The sequence below is a fragment of the Streptomyces sp. NPDC127097 genome, from assembly GCF_042724075.1.
In the GTDB taxonomy this organism is placed as follows: Bacteria; Actinomycetota; Actinomycetes; order Streptomycetales; family Streptomycetaceae; genus Streptomyces.
In genome coordinates this window covers 1-18168 of the sequence record NZ_JBHXFI010000096.1, presented here as the reverse complement: position 1 = coordinate 18168, position 18168 = coordinate 1, and the positions used below count along the sequence as shown (strand labels likewise).

Below are 18168 nucleotides of genomic sequence, written 5' to 3'. Positions count from 1 at the left end.
GACCGCCCTCCCCCTCTCCCCCTTCGGGGGAGGGGGGGGGGGGTGGGTTCGGGGGTGGGGGGGAGCCGTGGCCGAGCCCCGAAGCGACGGGGAGCCGTGGCCGAGCCCCGAAGCGACACGGAAAAAGGCGGCGGCCCGGAGAGGGAATCCTCCGGGCCGCCGCCTTTGTCACCTTGTGGGCGCCACGGCCGGCGCCCCGTGCTCAGAGCGCGCCGAAACCGACCTTGCGGGCGGTCGGCTCGCCGATCTCCACGTAGGCCAGCCGGTCCGCCGGGACCAGGACCTTGCGACCGTGGTCGTCCACCAGGCTCAGCAGCTGTGACTTGCCGCCCAGCGCGTCGGACACGGCGCTCTCGACCTCTTCGGCAGACTGCCCGCTCTCCAGAATGATCTCGCGGGGCGCGTGCTGCACGCCGATCTTGACCTCCACGGCTTTTGTCCCTCCGACGGTCTGGGGGTCCCCAGCGTCAGCTGGGGGAGGATGCGCGGTGATCCGCGCCGTACGCAGCACACATTAGCCCGGTACGGGGACGCGCAGGACGCCATGGGCCACGCCCGCAGCGAACAGGGCCGGTGCGTGAACAGGGCCGGTGCGCGACCGGGGGCGGTGCGGGGACGGGGTCAGTGCGGTTCGCTGCCCTGGAGCGGGAAGCCGGCGATGCCCTTCCAGGCGAGCGACGTCAGCAGCTGCACCGCGGTGTCCCTCGGGACCTTGCTCTCCGAGGACAGCCAGTAGCGCGCCACCACCTGGGAAACCCCGCCCAGGCCCACGGCCAGCAGCATCGACTCGTCCTGCGACAGCCCGGTGTCCTCGGCGATCACCGCGCTTATGGCCTCGGCGCACTCCAGCGACACCTTGTCCACCCGCTCACGGACCGCCGGGTCATTGGTGAGGTCCGACTCGAACACCAGCCGGAAGGCGCCGCCCGGGTCCTCCACGTACGCGAAGTAGGCGTCCATCGTCGCCGCGACCCGCTGCTTGTTGTCGGTCGTCGACGCCAGCGCCGCGCGTACCGACTGGAGCAGGGACTCGCAGTGCTGGTCGAGCAGGGCGAGGTAGAGCTCCAGCTTGCCCGGGAAGTGCTGGTAGAGCACCGGCTTGCTGACGCCCGCCCGCTCGGCGATGTCGTCCATCGCGGCCGCGTGGTAGCCCTGCGCGACAAAGACTTCCTGGGCGGCGCCCAGAAGCTGGTTGCGCCGGGCTCGACGTGGCAGGCGTGTGCCCCGCGGGCGCGTCGCCTCGGTCTGCTCGATGGCGCTCACGCTGCCTCCCAGAAATCGTTCCGTATGCGGCCTGTACAAGATGGTGCACCGCGCCCGCCATCGTACTTTTGGGTAACCCGGCTGTGCGCGGTCCGGGCCCAGAATTTATGCCCGACCCCGGTGCCGGAAGCCGACATAACGCCCCAGGTCATCGGTATTCGTCTTCGTTGAGCTCGACGATGCGGGCCTGTTCGGCGCGATCCGCCTCGTTCGCGGAGTCCGGGTCGACGGTGACCGGCGGCTCGTCGCGGTGTGGAGTGACGTCGGCGTACTGCTCCGCCGCGTCCGCTTCCGGTGCCTCGACATCGAACTCGGTGGCGTCGCTCTCGTCCTCGAAAGTATCCGGGTCTGTCGGGTCGACGCGCATGGTGGCTCCCTTTCTCGTGTGCTCGCTTCGACGGCTGGTGCCTGGCATGACAACAGGGGCCGGGGCGGCTGCCCTCGACTACGAGCCTAGGAGAGCGGCCGCGGCAGCGCGATGCGGTGTGTGACCGCGGACACACGATCGGGGGTGTGATCGTCTCGTAACATCGACCCATGTCTTCGACCGAGTCGCCGGACACCGCGACCGCCGCCCTCCCGGTGCCCCCGGCCGGCCCCGGCCGGCACGGCGCGGCGGAGACGGTGCACACCGTGACCCTGCCGGGCCTGACGCTGACCGTACGGGCACCCGTCGGATCGCCCGCACCCCAGGACGGCGGCGCGGAGACCGGCACCGGACGGGACCGCGAGCCCGCGCTCTACGTCCACGGCCTCGGCGGCTCCTCGCAGAACTGGTCGGACCTGATGCCGCTGCTCGCCGACCGGGTGGACGGCGAGGCGATCGACCTGCCCGGCTTCGGCCACTCCCCGCCGCCGGACGACGGCAACTACTCCGTCTCCGCGCAGGCCCGCGCCGTCATCCGCTACCTCGACGCGGCCGGGCGCGGCCCCGTCCACCTCATCGGCAACTCCATGGGCGGTGCCGCCGCCACCCGCGTCGCGGCCGTGCGCCCCGATCTCGTCCGCACCCTGACGCTGATCTCCCCGGCGCTGCCCGAGCTGCGCCCGCAGCTGACGGCGGTGCCCACGGCGCTGCTCGCGGTGCCCGGCATCACCGGGCTCTTCGGCCGGCTCACCCATGACTGGACGCCGGAGCGCCGCACCCGCGAGGTGCTGGCGCTCTGCTACGGCGACCCCGGCCGGGTCAGCCCGGAGGGGTTCAACGCCGCGGTCGACGAATACGCGCGACGGCTGGAACTTCCCTACTTCTGGGAGGTCATGGAACGCTCGGCCCGCGGTCTGGTGAACGCCTACACACTGGGCGGCCAACATAATTTGTGGCGTCAGGCAGAGAGAGTGCTCGCCCCCACCCTTCTCGTCTACGGTGGGCGCGACCGCCTGGTCTCCTTCCGGATGGCGCGGCGGGCGGCCGCGGCGTTCCGCGGTTCGCGACTGCTGACGCTGCCGGAGGCGGGTCATGTGGCGATGATGGAGTACCCGGAGACAGTGGCGCGGGCCGTCCGCGAACTGCTCGACAGTGACATGACCGATGTGACCGCCGATGCGGGCAGGAGCTGACGCACCCCGTGGGACGCCATAGCCGCCGAGGCCGGCCCGAAACCGCAACGGACACCCCGGAGACGGCCGGTCCCCCCGGCAACGGCCCCTCGGGGGGCACCTCGCCCGGACCGGGCCGGGGGCGCCGCCGGCGCGAGCCGTTCGAGGGCGACGGGGTGCGCGGCGGGCATCCCGAACAGCGGGAACCGGGCGGCGGCTGGGGCGAGTTCCCCGGTGCGCCGGCCTCCCCGTCCGTGCCCGGCCAGGGCGCGCCGCGGATTCCCCGGCCCCGTGCGGAGATGTCCGGCGGACCGGCGGTCGCCGCACCGGGCACCGGGCCCGGGCCGAAGCGCGAGTATGTGGAGGCTTTCGACGCCCGGACGTTCCCGGGCGGGCCGGGAGCCGTCAGCGACCCGGACGACGATGTGTTCCGGGCCGGCGCGCCCCGGAAGACGGCTCGGCCCGCCGGGGCGTACGGGCCCGGCGCGGACGGGGTGGCCCCCGGCGGGCGGTACACCGGCCGCTCGGTCGTCTTCGACCGGGAGGAGGGCGACGAGCCGGACCGGCCGGCGGGCTACGGCGCGGACGGCGCGGCACCGGGCGGCCCCGGGGACCAGGACCCGGACGAGGAGTCCGACGCGGAGGAGTCGCGGCACGGCGCCGTCAAGGGCGGCAAGGGCCGGACGTTCACCGGCGCGGCGGCCGCGGCGGTGACCACCGTGCTCGCCGTGGTCATCGCGGGCCAGGTCGCCGAGCAGCGCCAAGACGGCGCCGACCCGCAGCCGCGCAGCGGGAACGACCGTACCGACGGGGTCGGCGACGAGGCGTCCCGGTCGCACGCCAGACCCACCCAGGACGCCAAGCCCGCCAGTTACGACGAGAAGATGAACCAGGTCTTCCCGCTGGACAAGAGCCTGACGGCCACCGGCCGCTTCAAGCCGGCCGGCGGTGACGCCAAGGCGCCCGGCCAGGGCAAGGTGCTGCGCTATCGCGTCGACGTCGAGGAGGGACTGCCGCTGGACGGCGAGCTGTTCGCCGAGGCGGTGCACAAGACCCTCAACGACAGCCGCAGTTGGGCCCACGGCGGGAAGATGACCTTCCAGCGGGTGGGGTCCGGCGACGCCGATTTCGTGATCACGCTGGCGAGCCCGGGAACCACCGCGAAGTGGTGCGCCAAGTCCGACCTCGACACCCGCGAGGACAATGTCTCCTGTGACTCCGCGGCGACCGAGCGGGTCATGATCAATGCCTTCCGGTGGGCCCAGGGCGCCTGGACCTACGGCCAGGACAAGATGCACGCCTACCGGCAGATGCTGATCAACCATGAGGTCGGCCACCGGCTCGGGCACAACCACGAGTTCTGCTCCCGGACGGGCGCACTGGCCCCGGTGATGATGCAGCAGACCAAGTTCCTGACGACGGACGGGGCGACCTGCCGGCCCAACTCCTGGCCGTTCCCCACCCAGCGGTGACCGGACCCCGGCGCCCGGCGCGCCGCGGAGGGTTCCCGCACGCGCATAGCGCGAAGAAACGCCCTTAGGGGCGGAAAGTTACGTGCTTTCACCCCTTCCGGTGGTGCGATGGACAACCGTCCATCGCGCCACCTGCCCCTTTGCATAGCTTCTTCCTGCCGGTGGCGGCCGTGTCGCCCGGCACACCAGGACGTCGACAGGGGAGGACGGGGGTGCACTCATGCGCATTGGACTGCTCACCGAGGGTGGCTATCCGGATGCGACCGGTGAGTCGCACGCGTGGTGCGACCGGCTCGTGCGCAAGCTCACCGGCCATGACTTCGAGGTCTACGCCCTGAGCGCCGACGCCCGCCAGGAAGCGCGGCCCCGGACCGCACTGCCCGAACACGTACGCCTGGTACGCCGCGCCCCCCTGTGGGGCGACTTCCCCGCCGGACACCGCCGGGCCTCCGAGGAGCGCAAGGGCCGCAGCCCCGGCCGCCGCGAACGGCGCCGCTTCGCCGAGCGGTTCGGCGATCTCGTGACGGCCTTCGCGACGGTGCCCGATGGGAGCGGGCCGGACCGGGGCGCACCGGCCGGCGATCCGCCGAGTGCCCCCGATACGTCCGTGACCTGGAAGGCGGACCGTTTCGCCGCCGGCCTCTACGGGCTCGCCGAACTCGCCCGGGAACAGGGCGGACTGCCCGCGCTGCTGCACTCCGAGGGCGCCGTACGCATCCTGGAAGCCGTCTGCCATGGCCCCCGCGCACTGCCCGCCGCCCAGGGCGCGCAGGTCAACGATCTGCTGGCGGTCACCGACCGGCTCGAACTCGCGCTCCGGCCGCTGTCCCTGGACTGGTACGGCGACCGGCACACCCCCGGCCTCGGCGGGGTGGACCTCTGCCATGCCACCTCCGGGGGCGCGGCCGCCCTCCCCGGACTGCTGGCCAAGCGCTTCTTCGGCACCCCGCTCCTGGTCACCGAGTACGGCGTCCGGCTGCGCGAGCACTACCTGGCCCGCGCCGCCGCGCCGCTGAGCGTGCCGGTGCGCGCGCTGCTCGCCGCGTTCCAGGGCGCGCTGGCCGCCGAGACCTACGCCCAGGCCGCACTGATCACCCCCGGCAACACCCACGCCCGGCGCTGGCAGGAGCGCTGCGGCGCGGACCGCGCCCGGCTGCGCACGGTCTACCCGGGCATGGACGCCGCCCCGTTCGCCGCGGTCGCGGACGCCGCCCCGGACGACTCCAAGACGCTGGTGTGGGTCGGCACGGTGGAGCCCGCGAAGGACCTCATCGCGCTGCTGCACGCCTTCGCCGGGATCCGCCGGGCCGAGCCGGCGGCCACCCTGCGGATCATCGGCGGGACCGGCCGCGATCCGCGGGCGCCCGGGTATCTCGCGCACTGCCGGGCGCTGGCCGCCCAGCTCTTCCCCGACGAGGCGGCCGACGCCCGCACCGTCGGCGAGAACCCGGTCAGCTTCGAGGAGATCGGCAGCCCCGAGGTGCCGGCCCTGGCGGACGCCTATGCCTCCGGCGCGGTGGTGGTGCTCTCCAGTGTCATCGAAGGCTTTCCGCGCTCCCTGGTGGAGGCGATGTTCTGCGGCCGCGCCACGGTGTCGACCGACACCGGCGCGGTCTGCGAAGTCATCGGCGGCACCGGACTGGTCGTCCCGCCGCGCAACCCCCGCGCGCTGGCCGAAGCCTGCACGGCGCTGCTCGCCGACCCCGACCGCAGGGCCCGGCTGGGCGCGGCGGCCCGGGCGCGGGCGCTGGAACTGTTCACCGTCGAGCAGAACATCGCGGCATTTCGTGGCATCTACCTGGAGCTGATCTCGCACGCCCCGGCCCGCCCGGCCGCCTGCCGCACCCGGGACGCGCACGGGGTCCCGCGCCCGTTCGCCCGCCCCGCGGAGTCCCATGTCCCCGGGCGCTGGGCCGCGACCGGCACCGCCACCAGGGCGGTCACCGCGCCGGCCGGCCGGACGCCGAGCTGGGCGGCGTCCGGGGCCGGGCGGCCCGATGCGGTACCGGGCGAGGCCGGGGGAGGGGCCGCTGTCCGGGAAGTGGGACAGGCCGTGAGACGGGACGACCCGGTGAGCCCTCAGGCGTGGCCGGGGCGAGGGAGAGAGCAATGGTGACCGGTGTGCTGGACGTGATGTGTGCGATGGGTGTCGTGGGCGTGGCACTGGTGACGGGCATGGCGGATGTGGCACACGGCGGCCGCCCCGCCGTCCCCGTCCGCGCCCGCCGGCGCACCCCCTGCGACCCCGGCCGCCGGCCCCGGCGCCGTACCGCGCACCTCCGCCCCGGCCAGGACGGCTGCGCACGGACGGCGGAGAGGGGGGACGGGGCATGACCACACCCGAAGGCGGCGCCCCCGGCGCCGTGGAGACCCCGGGGGAGGCCCGCGCCGACCGTGCCGCGCCCCCGCCCAAGGACGCCGCCGCCCGCCCCCCGCGCCGCGGCCCCGCGGACCCCGTACGGATGCTGATGCACCGTCACCAGGAGCTGTGCGCACACGCCGTCGACGCGCTGGAGATCGCCGCCGGTCTGGAGGCGCACGGCGTCACCGACCGTACGGCCGCACGCTTCCGGCACCGCGACGTCTTCTCGCTGGCCGAGGAGCTCTACGCCCGGGTGCCGCGCGCCGACCCGGCCGCCGCCCCCGGGGCCGGGCCCCCGCCCGCGACCGCCCCCGCCCGGCGCTCCCGCACCGTGTGCGGCGCCCTGCACCTCCTCCCCGGCGCCGTCTGTGTCGCGGCCGCCGCCGCCCTCGCCTCGGTGACCACGGCGACTCCCGCCGTACGCGCCGCCGTCGGCGCCTCCGGCCTCGTCCTGCTCGCCCTCGCCGTCCGGCTGGGCGTACGGTCCGGGCCGCTGCGGCTGCGGCACGGCACCGGGCCGCGCACCGCCGGCCTGTGGGCCGGCTGGACGGCCGGGTACGCGGTGTACGGCGACTGGCTGCTCGGACAGCTGCTGGCCGGCGGCCCCGATCTGCCCCCCGCCGCGCCCCGGGCCGCCGTCGCCCCCGCCGTGGCACTCGCCTTCGCCCTCGCCCCCGCGGCCGGCTGTGCCCACTGGTTCACCGTGCGCGGACGGCGTGTCCTGGCCGCCAGCCGCGGACTCGGTGAACTCGCCGCCCGCGTACGGCCGTTGTTGCTCGCCGTCACCCTGCTCTTCCTGGGCGCGCAGGTGGCGCTGCTCCTCGGCGCGCAAGCGGTCCTCGGCGGCGGCGACCCGCTCGCCCTGGAGGCGGCGGCCGCGCTGGGGGTGCTGCTCTTCCTCGCCCGGCTGCTCGCCGTCCACGGCTTCCCCGAAGCGGCCGCGGCCGGCCTGGCCACGGCCGCCGCCCTGGAAGCCGTCGCCCCGGCCCTGGTGCTGATCGCCCGGCTCCCCGGCGTGCCCCCGGTCGACGCCCCGGTCGCGGCGCTGGCCACCACGGTCGGACCGGCCGCGGTACCCGCCGCGGCCTGCACCGCCGCCGCCCTCGGCCTCCTCGTCCACGGCCTGCGGGCGCTCACCGGCGCCTGCGCCCACTGGCCCGCGCCCTCCGGACCGGCGGAGGCGCACCGGCCGTGACCCTCCGGACGACCCCCGGCCCCCGATACCCCGCACCCCCACACGGGCACCCCCACCACGCACCACCCCCGGAGCGGCACCCCGAAACGGCCGCTCCGGCCGCCGCACCGCGGACCGCACCCCCCACATGGCCCCCGCCCCCAGGGCGGACGCCGACCCCGCGGCCGAAGCCGACCCGCTTCCCTCGATCCGCCTTAGGAGCACGACACATGAACGTCCAGCCGACCACACGCCACGCGGACCGGGGGGTCGCACGATGAGGGTGCTGCTCATCGGCGCCAACGGCTACCTGGGCCGCTATGTCGCCGACCGCCTGCTCGCCGACCCCGCCGTCCAGCTCACCGCCCTCGGGCGGGGCGACGACGCCGACGTCCGCTTCGACCTGGCCACCGGCAGCCCCGGGGCGCTCACCCGCTTCCTCGACGCGGTCCACCCCGGTGTCGTCGTCAACTGCGCCGGTGCCACCCGGGGCGGCGCCCGCGAGCTGACCCGGCACAACACCGTCGCGGTCGCCACCATCTGCGAATCGCTGCGGCGCAGCAGCTGCGGCGCCCGGCTCGTCCACCTGGGCTGCGCCTCCGAGTACGGGCCCTCCCAGCCCGGCTCCTCCACGGCCGAGGACGCGGTCCCGCGCCCCGGCGGCCCGTACGGCGTCAGCAAACTCGCCGCCACCGAACTGGTCCTGGGCTCCGGGCTCGACGCCGTGGTGCTGCGGATCTTCTCGCCGGTCGGCCCCGGCACCCCCGCGGGATCGCCGCTCGGCCGGCTCGCCGAGGCGATGCGCCGCGCCATGCAGTCCGGCGACAGCGAGCTCAAGCTCGGCGGGCTCGGGGTGCAGCGGGACTTCGTCGATGTGCGCGATGTGGCGCGGGCGGTGCACGCCGCCTCGCTGTCGGCCGCGCAGGGCGTCGTCAACATCGGGACCGGCCGGGCCGTCCGGCTGCGGGAGGCCGCCTCGGTGCTCGCCCGGGTCGCCGGCTTCGGGGGCGCCCTGCACGAACTCGACTCCCCGCCCGCCCGGCTGGTCATCCCGGGCCCGTCCCCGGAGCACCCGGGTGCCGGCTCGCCGCCCGCCACCTACCCGTACCCGGACGGCTGCGGCACCTGGCAGCAGGCGGATGTGCGCACCGCCCGCGACCGGCTCGGCTGGCGCCCCCGGATCCAGCTTGAGGAGTCCCTCGCCGACATCTGGATGGAGGCCGCATGCCGTATCTGACCGCCTCGGCCGGGGCCATCCGAGCCCCGGCGGGTGGGTACGCCACCGGACGCCGGGGGCCGGTGGCGCCGGCGGTGTGAGACCGATGTCCGCCTACTGGGACACCTGGGCCCCCGACTACCCTCCGGAGTGGTTCCGCCCCCTCGTCCACGGCGTGCCGCGTACCCCTCTCGACAAGCCTCGGCGTCACTGCCCGGCTACTGGGACGAATTCGTCTCGCGCATCGGAACAGGTGTCTCGGAATGAAGAAGGGCGTGGCAGTGTTACGGGAGTGCAAGCTCCCCCACTCCCGGCCCGGCCCGGGCGGGGGGAACCCCATCAAGACCGACCAACGGAGTCCCCGTGTCGCTGCCACCCCTGGTCGAGCCCGCTTCCGAGCTCACCGTCGATGAGGTCCGCAGGTACTCCCGCCACCTGATCATCCCCGATGTCGGGATGGACGGGCAGAAGCGGCTGAAGAACGCCAAGGTGCTCTGTGTGGGCGCCGGTGGCCTGGGCTCGCCCGCGCTGATGTACCTGGCCGCGGCCGGTGTCGGCACCCTCGGCATCGTGGAGTTCGACGAGGTCGACGAGTCGAACCTCCAGCGCCAGATCATCCACAGCCAGGCGGACATCGGCCGCTCCAAGGCCGCGTCCGCCAAGGACACGGTGCTGGGCATCAACCCGTACGTCACGGTGAACCTGCACGAAGAGCGCCTGGACTCCACGAACGTCATGGAGCTCTTCGCGCAGTACGACCTCATCGTGGACGGCACCGACAACTTCGCCACCCGCTACCTGGTCAACGACGCCTGTGTGCTGCTGAACAAGCCGTACGTCTGGGGTTCGATCTACCGCTTCGACGGCCAGGCGTCGGTGTTCTGGAGCGAGCACGGCCCCTGCTACCGCTGCCTCTACCCGGAGCCCCCGCCGCCCGGCATGGTGCCCTCCTGCGCCGAGGGCGGCGTCCTGGGTGTGCTCTGCGCCTCCATCGGCTCCATCCAGGTCAACGAGGCCATCAAGCTGCTCGCCGGGATCGGCGACCCGCTCGTCGGCCGGCTGATGATCTACGACGCGCTGGAGATGACCTACCGTCAGGTCAAGGTCCGCAAGGACCCGGACTGCGCGGTCTGCGGCGAGAACCCGACCGTCACCGAGCTGATCGACTACGAGGCGTTCTGCGGCGTCGTGTCCGAGGAGGCCCAGGAGGCCGCGGCCGGCTCGACGATCACTCCGCGGCAGCTCAAGGAGTGGATCGACGGCGACGAGAAGATCGAGATCATCGATGTCCGGGAGCCGAACGAGTTCGAGATCGTCTCGATCCCCGGCGCCCGGCTGGTCCCGAAGAACGAGTTCCTGATGGGCACCGCCCTCCAGGACCTCCCCCAGGACAAGAAGATCGTCCTGCACTGCAAGACGGGCGTCCGCTCCGCGGAGGTGCTGGCCGTCCTGAAGTCCGCGGGCTTCGCCGACGCCGTGCACGTCGGCGGCGGCGTCATCGGCTGGGTCAACACCGTCGAGCCGGAGAAGCCGGTCTACTGAGTTTCCCGTAGCACCCGGAAGGCGCCGGTCCGTGTTCTGCGGACCGGCGCCTTCGCGCTGTGTACGGGAGGTAAGGCCGGCCCCCGCCGGGCGCCCGCGCTCAGATCTCGCCCTTGCGCGTCAGATACGTGAGGGCCAGCCAGCCCGGCAGCACCGGCAGCCAGAAGACCATCAGCCGGAACAGCAGCACCGCCGGGAACGCCACGTCACCGGCGAGCCCGGCGACGGTCAGCGCACCGAACAGCGCGCCCTCGACGGCCCCCACACCGCCCGGCGTCGGCGCCGCCGACCCCAGCGCGTTACCGGCCAGGAAGGCGACCGCGATGCTGGCGTAGCTGATCGTGTCGCCGCCGCCGAAGGCCCGGATCGAGGCGTCCAGACACATCACGTTCGCCGCCGTCAGCAGCAGCATCCCGCCGATGCCGGTGGCCAGTTTTCCGGGCCGCTGGAGGATGTCCAGCATCCGGGGGACCACCCCCGCGAACAGCGACCGCACCCGCGTCGAGACGAACTTCCGCAGCGCCGGCACCGCCGTGACGATCAGCACCAGCACCGCCACCGTCAGCAGCCCGGCGATGACCGTACGGGACGGGGAGATCGTCGGGGTCCGTTCGGTGCCCGTCAGATAGCCGAAGATCAGCAGCAGCAGGATGTGGCTGCCCAGCCCGAACAGCTGGGAGGCGCCGACGCTCGCCACCGCCAGGCCGGGACGGACCCCGGCGCGCTGAAGGAAGCGGGTGTTGAGCGCCACCCCGCCGATCGCCGCGGGCGCCACCAGCTTCACGAAGTTGCCCGCGATCTGCGCGATGACCGTTCTGACGAACGACACCTTCTCCGTGACGAACCCCAGCAGACTCATCGCCGCCGCGATGTACGTCAGCGCCGAGAAGCCCACCGCGACCAGCACCCACATCCACTGGGCCTTGCTGATCAGATCGCTGAAGTTGAAGTGGGTCAGCTGGGACAGCAGCAGATAGACCGCGAACGCGCCGGCGATCCAGCTGATCAGGATGCGCGGGCTGAGCCGCTCCAGCTTCGCCGGTTCGATCACCGCCGCCGGGCGGATCAGCAGCACCTGCCGGCGGATCTGCGCCAGCAGATCCTCCTCGCGGGCCTCCTCGGTCGCCTCGTCCAGCGCCCGCTTCTCGGCGTTCTTCTCCGCGTGCCGCTCGGCCCGGATCGTCTTGCGGTCCTTCGGGCCCTCCGCGTCCCGGGCCTCCCGCGCCTCCTTGGCGGCCTGCGACGCCTCCAGCACCGCGTCCCGCTCCCGCTTGGACCGCTCCCGGGCCAGCTGGCGCAGCGTGGCGCGGGTGGTGCGGCTCAGCGCGATCGGCTGGAGCAGCGGCAGACTGTCCGCGACCGCGTCCGGGCCCAGCACCTCGACGGCCGCGGCCACCGCGCGCTCGGCGCCGACCCGCAGCCCGCAGGTGGCCAGCAGCTGCGCGATGTCCATCCGCAGCACCAGGTCACCGGCCGCGATCTCCCCGCCGCGCAGCTCGGTCAGCACGATGTCGCCGGCCCGGTCCACCAGCAGCGCGTCCCCGACCAGCCGCCGGTGCGCGATCCGCCGGGACTGGAGCGCCTCGACCTGCCGCCAGGCGCTGTGCATCAGCCCGTCGGTGATCTCCTCGTCGGCCAGCGAGTCGAAGCTGCGGCCGCCGATGTGCTCGTAGACCAGCATCACCGCGTCCGGGCCGAGCTCGGAGGTGGCGATCAGCTTGGGGGCATGGGCGCCGGCCGCGATGGCCGCGTACGCCAGCAGCGCCTCCTGCTCCAGCGCCTGGCGCAGCGACTGGAGACTGCGGCGCTGATTGATGCCGCGCAGCGACAGCCGGCGCCACACGCGGTAGAAGAAGCCCTGCGCCTGCTGCTCGCGGTCGACGACGGTGACATCGATCGGCGGGCCGTCCTCCAGGGTGACCAGGTAGCGGCGCCCGCGGTCGGCGTGCTCGGACTGCTCCGCGCCGGCCGCGTCCTCCGCCCGCAGCGCGGAGACCGGGTGGAAACCGACCCGGCGCAGTCCCGCGAGGAGGTTCTGGCCGGTGGGTCGGACGTTGGGGGAGCCGACGGCGTAGAGGGTGCCGTAGGCGACGGTCCAGCCGATCAGCACGGTCGTGACGATGGCGAACGGGGTGGTGTACCGCCCGACCAGCACCGCGAACGAGTCCAGCAGCAGCACGCACCACATCGCGACCCGCCACCGGGGCCGCCGGGCCATGCCCACCGCCGTCATATAGGCGATCACGGGCGCCAGATAGCTGTGCACCGGAGCGGAGAGGGCACCGTTGTCCAGGGTCTGGGTCAGCGCGTCCCGGATGGAGGGCGGGGCGGCCTCGGCCACCCACAGGTCGGTGGCCAGCGACACCCCGTGGGCGAGGACGGCGGCGAGCACCCCATCGGCGATCCGCAGCCCGTCCCGCTTGATCAGCCGCTCGACGGCGAACGCCACCGGCACGATCAGCACCGCGACACTGGACGTCAGCCCGGCCAGATTGATCAGCAGCGGGGGCGCCGCCTTCGCGCCGCTGCCGATGTCGTTCTCCAGGCCCTGGGTGGTGCCGTGGGCGAACGTGGCGAGCCCGAGCACGAGCGCGATCCCGGCGATGCCGAACAGCAGCCGCATCAGGTCGGAGGGCCGGTGCACTCGCGCGGGCAGCAGCGGCTCGTCGCCGGAGACCCGGTCGACATGGAACTCGCCGTGCTCGTCGGCGCTCAGATCGGCACGGTGCGAGCCCGTACGGGGCTTGCTCCGGGCCGCGCCGGACGGCTGCTCCTCGCCCTGGTCGTGCCGGACCTGCTCCTCCACGGGCGGTGTGCGCTCCCGCTCCTCCTCCTGCCCCTCGGTTGGCTCGGGCTCCCTGGACCCTTCCGGCCTCTGGGACGCCCCGGGTCGTTCGGCCTTCTCGATCGTGCTCGCCTTTTCGGTAGCGGAAGCCGTGGCCGGCTCCCGTTGGTGCTTCCCCTGTGGTGCCGCCTGCTGCCGCTCGGGCCGCTCGGTCACAGCGGCCGGTCCGGGCGCGGTGCGGGCGGCGTCGACGGCCAGCGCCTCAGGGGCGCCCGCCTCCCGTGGAGGCGCCGCGCCCTGCTGCTCGGCCGTCTCTTCTTGATCTCGTATCACCAGTCACCGTCCGGAAGATGGTGGCACGACCGACCGGTGGAGGAGGGCATCAGGGTGCATTTCGGGGGTGCGGGAAGCGGAACATCCTCCCCCGCACCACGGCTGACGGCGCCTTGCCGCCGACCTCCGCGGGGTACGGGACCGTGTGTCCGCTCCCATTGTCGGTGCCGTGCGGCAGGATGGACCGAATGAGTGGGACCGGAGAGACAGGGGCGGGTGAGCTGCCGCCCTACGCGGAGCGGGTCCTCGCCGTCGCCGAGCTGATCCCGGCGGGCCGGGTGATGACGTACGGGGACGTCGTGGAGTGGCTCCGGGACGAGGAACCGCCCGCCGGGCTCCCTGAGACGGGCGCCGGCGGGCCCCGCCAAGTGGGGCGGGTGATGGCGCTCTACGGCGGCGCGGTGCCCTGGTGGCGGGTGGTGCGCGCGGACGGCCGGCTGCTGCCCGGCAGCGAACTGCGCGCACTGGCCCACTACCGGGAGGAAGGCACCCCCCTGCGCACCGCCGCGCAGGCGGCCGACGACCACATACCGCGGCTCGACATGCGGCGGGCCCGCTGGGACGGGCAGCGGGACAGCCCGTAGACCCGACGGCGGTGCGCGGCGGCCCGTGGGCCGCGCGGCGGCCCGGGTGCCGACTGGCGTAGCGTCGGGCCCTGCCGTCACGACGACGGCCCCGCCGCGCACCACGCAGCCGGACCGTCCCCCCGGCCGGCCGCCCCTTGTGCGGCGCCGCCCCGGAGTCCGTCCGGGGGGACCCCCTCGCACCACCCATGCACCACGACGAGCACCTCCTCAGGACCGGCGATCCACGTGAGTTCCTCCTTCTCGGCCGCCCCGCCGACGCAGCCCCACCGGGCGGCGCGGCGGGCTGCCGCCGGCGCGTACCGGCTGGTGCGCACCCCGCCGGGGCGGGTGGCTCCTCCTGTGCTGGACGCGGCCCAGCGCGCCGTGGTTGACCACCGGCACGGGCCGCTGCTGGTACTGGCCGGTCCCGGCACCGGCAAGACCACCACCCTGGTGGAGTCGGTGGCCCACCGGGTACGGGCCGGCGCCGACCCCGAACGGATCCTCGTCCTCACCTTCAGCCGCAAGGCCGCCGTCGAACTCCGCGACCGGCTCGCGGCCCGGCTGGCCGTTCTGGAGGGGCAGCCCGACGGGCCGCCCGGTACGGCCGGCGGCGCACGGCGGGCGGGCATCCCGGGCGCCCGGGCGGGCATCCCGCAGGCGACGACCTTCCACTCCTTCTGCTACGCCCTGGTCCGCGCCCACCAGGACGCCGACCTGTTCGCCGACCCCGTGCGGCTGCTGTCCGGACCCGAGCAGGACCTCGTCGTCCGGGAGCTCCTCGAAGGGCAGGCGGAGCTGGCCGGCGCCGGCCGCGCCCAGGTGAGCTGGCCGGACGAACTGCGGGCCTGCCTGACCACCCGCGGCTTCGCCGACGAGGTCCGCGCGGTGCTCGCCCGCAGCCGCGAACTGGGCCTGGGCCCCGAGGCCCTCGGCGCCTTCGCCCGGCGCACCGGCCGCCCCGACTGGAGCGCCGCGGCCGCCTTCCTCGCCGAATACCTCGACGTCCTGGACGGCCAGGGCGTCCTGGACTACGCCGAGCTGGTGCACCGCGCCGTGCTGCTCGCCGAACACCCCGAGGTCGCGGCGCAGCTGGCCGGCGCCTATGACGCGGTCTATGTCGACGAGTACCAGGACACCGACGTCGCCCAGGTACGGCTGCTGCGCGCGCTCGCCGGCAACCACGGAGCCACCGGCACCCCGGGCTCCCCGGGCCGCACCCTCGTCGCCTTCGGCGACCCCGACCAGTCGATCTACGCCTTCCGGGGCGCCGACGTCAACGGCATCCTCGACTTCCCCGAGACCTTCCGGCGCGGCGACGGCACCCCCGCCCCGGTGGCCGTACTCCGCACCTCCCGGCGCTCCGGCGCAGCCCTGCTCGCGGCCACCCGGCTGGTCACCCGCCGGATGCCGCTCACCCGCCTGCCCGCCCAGAAGGTCCGCGCCCACCGCGAGCCCGCGCCCGTACGGGACGGCGGCCGCGCCGAGGTGTACACGTACCCGACACCCGGCGCCGAACTCGACAACATCGCCGACATCCTGCGGCGCGCCCACCTGGAGGACGGGGTGCCCTGGCACGAGATGGCCGTTCTGGTCCGCGCCGGCGGGCGCTCGCTCCCCGCCGTGCGCCGTGCGCTCACCTCCGCCGGGGTACCGCTCGACATCGACGGCGACGATCTGCCGCTGCGCCACGAACCCGCGGTCGCCCCCCTGCTGACGGCCCTCCGGGCGGCGGCCCGGGCGGCGCTCCGCCAGGAGCCGGCCGACGACGGGACCGGTGACGGTGACCCCGGCGGGGACGTGTCCCCTGAGGGAACGCCTGAAGAGGAAGGGCCAGGCCGGGAGGAACCCGCCGCGGACGCCGCCCCCGGGGCCACCCCGGCCCCCGGCGCCCCCCACTGGCTCGACGCCGAAACCGCGCTCGACCTGCTGGCCTCCCCCCTGGGCGGGATGGACTCCGCCGACCTGCGCCGCCTGGGCCGTGCCCTGCGGGAGGAGGAACGGGCCGCCGGACAACCACTGCCGCGGCCCTCCGCCGAGCTGATCGCCCGGGCGCTCGCCGAACCCCAGCGCCTGGTGGCCCACGACCCCGCCTACGCGCGCGGCGCCCAGCGGCTCGGCCTGCTGCTGCGCAAGGCCCGCGAACTGCTCGCCGGCGGCGGCACCGCCGAACAGGCGCTGTGGGAGCTGTGGGACGGCACCCCCTGGCCGCAGCGTCTGGAGCGGGCCGCCCACCGCGGCGGCGCGGCCGGCCGCAACGCCGACCGGGACCTGGACGCCGTCGTCGCCCTGTTCGAGACCGCGGCCCGCGCCGAGGAACGCACCGGCGGCCGCGGCGCCCTCAACTTCCTGGAGGAACTCGACGCCCAGGACATCGCCGCCGACACCCTCACCCGCCGCGCCGTCCGCCCCGACGCCGTACGGCTGATGACCGCCCACCGGGCCAAGGGCCTGGAATGGCGGCTCGTCGTCGTCGCCGGCGTCCAGGAAGGGCTCTGGCCCGACCTGCGCCGCCGCGGCTCGCTCCTGGAAGCCGACCGGATCGGCCGCGACGGCCTGGCCGAACCGCTCACCCCGGGCGCCCTGCTCGCCGAGGAACGCCGGCTGTTCTACGTGGCCGCCACCCGTGCCCGTGACCGCCTGGTCGTCACCGCCGTGAAGGCCGCGGCCGACGACGGCGACCAGCCGTCCCGTTTCCTGACCGAGCTGGGCGTCACCCCCCAGGACATCACCGGCCGCCCCCGCCGCCCCCTCGCGGTGGCCGCGCTGGTCGCCGAACTGCGCGCCACCACCGTCGACCCCGCCGCCACCCCCGCGCTGCGTGAGGCCGCCGCCCAGCGGCTCGCCAAACTGGCGGCACTGCACGACGACGACCACTACCCCCTGGTACCGGCCGCCCACCCGGACAACTGGTGGGGCCTGCACGAGCCCACCCACAGCAGCGTCCCGCTGCGCGACCGCGACCGCCCCGTGGTCCTCTCCGGCAGCGCCCTCGACCAGCTCGCCAACACCTGCTCCCTCCAGTGGTTCCTGGGCCGCGAGGTCAAGGCGGACACCCCCGCCACCGCCGCCCAGGGCTTCGGCAACGTCGTCCATGTGCTCGCCGACGAGGTCGCCTCCGGCCGCACCCCCGCCGATCTGACCGTCCTCATGGAGCGCCTGGACTCCGTATGGGACGCCCTGGCCTTCGACGCCCCCTGGAAGTCACGCCAGGAGAAGGACCAGGCGCGCGCCGCCCTGGAACGCTTCCTGCGCTGGCACGTCATGGAACGCGAGACCCGCGGCCGGGACACCGTCGCCACCGAGCACGGCTTCGACCTCACCCTCCGGGCCGGCGCCCACGAGGTCCGTATCCGCGGCAGCATGGACCACGTCTCCCAGGACGCCCAGGGCCGGGCCTACGTCGTCGACTTCAAGACCGGCAAACAGAAACCGACCGGCCCCGAGGTCGCCCGCCACCCCCAGCTCGCCGTCTACCAGCTCGCGGTCCGCGAAGGCGCCGTCGACGAAGCCTTCGACGGCCGCACCCCCGAACCCGGCGGCGCCGAACTGGTCCATCTGCGGCTCGGCGCACCCCAGAAGGAAGGCGGCGACACCCTGCCCGCCGTCCAGGCGCAGCCCCCACCGGACGGCGAGTGGATCGGCGAGCTCCTGGCCACCGCCGCGGGCCGGGTGCTGGAGGAACGGTTCACGCCCACCACCGGCACCCACTGCACCCACTGCACCTTCCGTGCCTCGTGCAGCGCCCAGCCGGAGGGGCGGCATGTCGTTGAGTGACCTTCCGCTGCGCTTGGGCGGCCCTCCCACGTTTTCGGCTTTCTCGCCGTGGTGGTTTTTCGCCGTTGCTCCCCCACTGCCTGAAGGGCGTGGGAGGTACCCCCACGCGGCGGGCGGGGTCCGCTGCGCGGGGCTGTGG

General features: G+C 74.5%; 13 protein-coding genes. 9 read left to right on the top strand and 4 right to left on the bottom strand.

The window, feature by feature from the left end; genetic code table 11:
- Positions 1-202: 202 nt before the first annotated feature.
- From ACFWJW_RS36625 to ACFWJW_RS36615, 3 genes are all read right to left on the bottom strand, one after another.
- On the bottom strand, positions 203-430 hold the full coding sequence (locus ACFWJW_RS36625) for a DUF3107 domain-containing protein (protein ID WP_018089430.1): 228 nt from the start codon (positions 428-430) through the stop codon (positions 203-205).
- Between the two features lie 191 nt (positions 431-621).
- Positions 622-1263, bottom strand: coding sequence for a TetR/AcrR family transcriptional regulator (locus tag ACFWJW_RS36620; protein ID WP_042148322.1), 642 nt, complete (start codon positions 1261-1263; stop codon positions 622-624).
- A gap of 148 nt (positions 1264-1411) precedes the next feature.
- The gene (locus tag ACFWJW_RS36615; RefSeq protein ID WP_042148325.1) at positions 1412-1630 is read right to left on the bottom strand and encodes a hypothetical protein; all 219 of its coding nucleotides are present in this window, start codon (positions 1628-1630) and stop codon (positions 1412-1414) included.
- A gap of 170 nt (positions 1631-1800) precedes the next feature.
- Here ACFWJW_RS36615 and ACFWJW_RS36610 point away from each other — a divergent pair, with 170 nt between their 5' ends.
- The 7 genes from ACFWJW_RS36610 (at position 1801) to moeZ (ending at position 10568) form a co-directional block, all read left to right on the top strand.
- Complete coding sequence (locus ACFWJW_RS36610; protein ID WP_387249400.1) at positions 1801-2823, top strand: alpha/beta fold hydrolase; 1023 nt, start codon at positions 1801-1803, stop codon at positions 2821-2823.
- 8 nt (positions 2824-2831) lie between these two features.
- Complete coding sequence (locus tag ACFWJW_RS36605) at positions 2832-4274, top strand: DUF3152 domain-containing protein (RefSeq protein ID WP_387249398.1); 1443 nt, start codon at positions 2832-2834, stop codon at positions 4272-4274.
- Positions 4275-4494: 220 nt separating this feature from the next.
- Positions 4495-6390, top strand: a complete 1896-nt coding sequence (locus ACFWJW_RS36600; protein ID WP_387249396.1) for a DUF3492 domain-containing protein — start codon at positions 4495-4497, stop codon at positions 6388-6390.
- Positions 6384-6608 (top strand): hypothetical protein, encoded by a 225-nt coding sequence (locus ACFWJW_RS36595; RefSeq protein WP_387249394.1) that lies wholly within the window; start codon positions 6384-6386, stop codon positions 6606-6608. Before ACFWJW_RS36600 ends, ACFWJW_RS36595 begins: the two co-directional genes overlap by 7 nt.
- A complete protein-coding gene (locus tag ACFWJW_RS36590) occupies positions 6605-7831 on the top strand; it encodes a hypothetical protein (RefSeq protein ID WP_387249392.1) in 1227 nt (408 codons plus the stop codon). The genes ACFWJW_RS36595 and ACFWJW_RS36590 overlap by 4 nt, the downstream gene beginning before the upstream one ends.
- Positions 7832-8087: 256 nt before the next feature.
- Entirely contained in the window at positions 8088-9047 is a 960-nt protein-coding gene (locus ACFWJW_RS36585) for an NAD(P)-dependent oxidoreductase (protein ID WP_042148342.1), read from the top strand.
- Positions 9048-9389: 342 nt separating this feature from the next.
- Positions 9390-10568: an adenylyltransferase/sulfurtransferase MoeZ gene (moeZ, locus tag ACFWJW_RS36580; RefSeq protein WP_387249389.1), complete on the top strand. Its 1179-nt coding sequence runs from the start codon at positions 9390-9392 to the stop codon at positions 10566-10568.
- A 100-nt stretch (positions 10569-10668) separates the two neighbouring features.
- Here moeZ and ACFWJW_RS36575 read toward each other — a convergent pair whose 3' ends face one another.
- A complete protein-coding gene (locus ACFWJW_RS36575) occupies positions 10669-13686 on the bottom strand; it encodes a lysylphosphatidylglycerol synthase domain-containing protein (RefSeq protein ID WP_387249387.1) in 3018 nt (1005 codons plus the stop codon).
- 188 nt (positions 13687-13874) lie between these two features.
- Between ACFWJW_RS36575 and ACFWJW_RS36570 the strand changes: the two genes are divergently transcribed.
- A complete protein-coding gene (locus ACFWJW_RS36570; RefSeq protein ID WP_387249384.1) occupies positions 13875-14270 on the top strand; it encodes an MGMT family protein in 396 nt (131 codons plus the stop codon).
- A 228-nt stretch (positions 14271-14498) separates the two neighbouring features.
- Entirely contained in the window at positions 14499-18029 is a 3531-nt protein-coding gene (locus ACFWJW_RS36565; RefSeq protein ID WP_387249382.1) for an ATP-dependent helicase, read from the top strand.
- The last annotated feature ends 139 nt before the right edge of the window (positions 18030-18168 follow it).

Bases quoted from the DNA above. Each gene is read 5' to 3' on its own strand.
- ACFWJW_RS36585 (WP_042148342.1), top strand. From the start codon at position 8,088: ATGAGGGTGCTGCTCATCGGCGCCAACGGCTACCTGGGCCGCTATGTC.
- ACFWJW_RS36570 (WP_387249384.1), top strand. From the start codon at position 13,875: ATGAGTGGGACCGGAGAGACAGGGGCGGGTGAGCTGCCGCCCTACGCG.
- ACFWJW_RS36600 (WP_387249396.1), top strand. From the start codon at position 4,495: ATGCGCATTGGACTGCTCACCGAGGGTGGCTATCCGGATGCGACCGGT.
- ACFWJW_RS36595 (WP_387249394.1), top strand. From the start codon at position 6,384: ATGGTGACCGGTGTGCTGGACGTGATGTGTGCGATGGGTGTCGTGGGC.
- ACFWJW_RS36615 (WP_042148325.1), bottom strand. From the start codon at position 1,630: ATGCGCGTCGACCCGACAGACCCGGATACTTTCGAGGACGAGAGCGAC.
- ACFWJW_RS36590 (WP_387249392.1), top strand. From the start codon at position 6,605: ATGACCACACCCGAAGGCGGCGCCCCCGGCGCCGTGGAGACCCCGGGG.
- ACFWJW_RS36610 (WP_387249400.1), top strand. From the start codon at position 1,801: ATGTCTTCGACCGAGTCGCCGGACACCGCGACCGCCGCCCTCCCGGTG.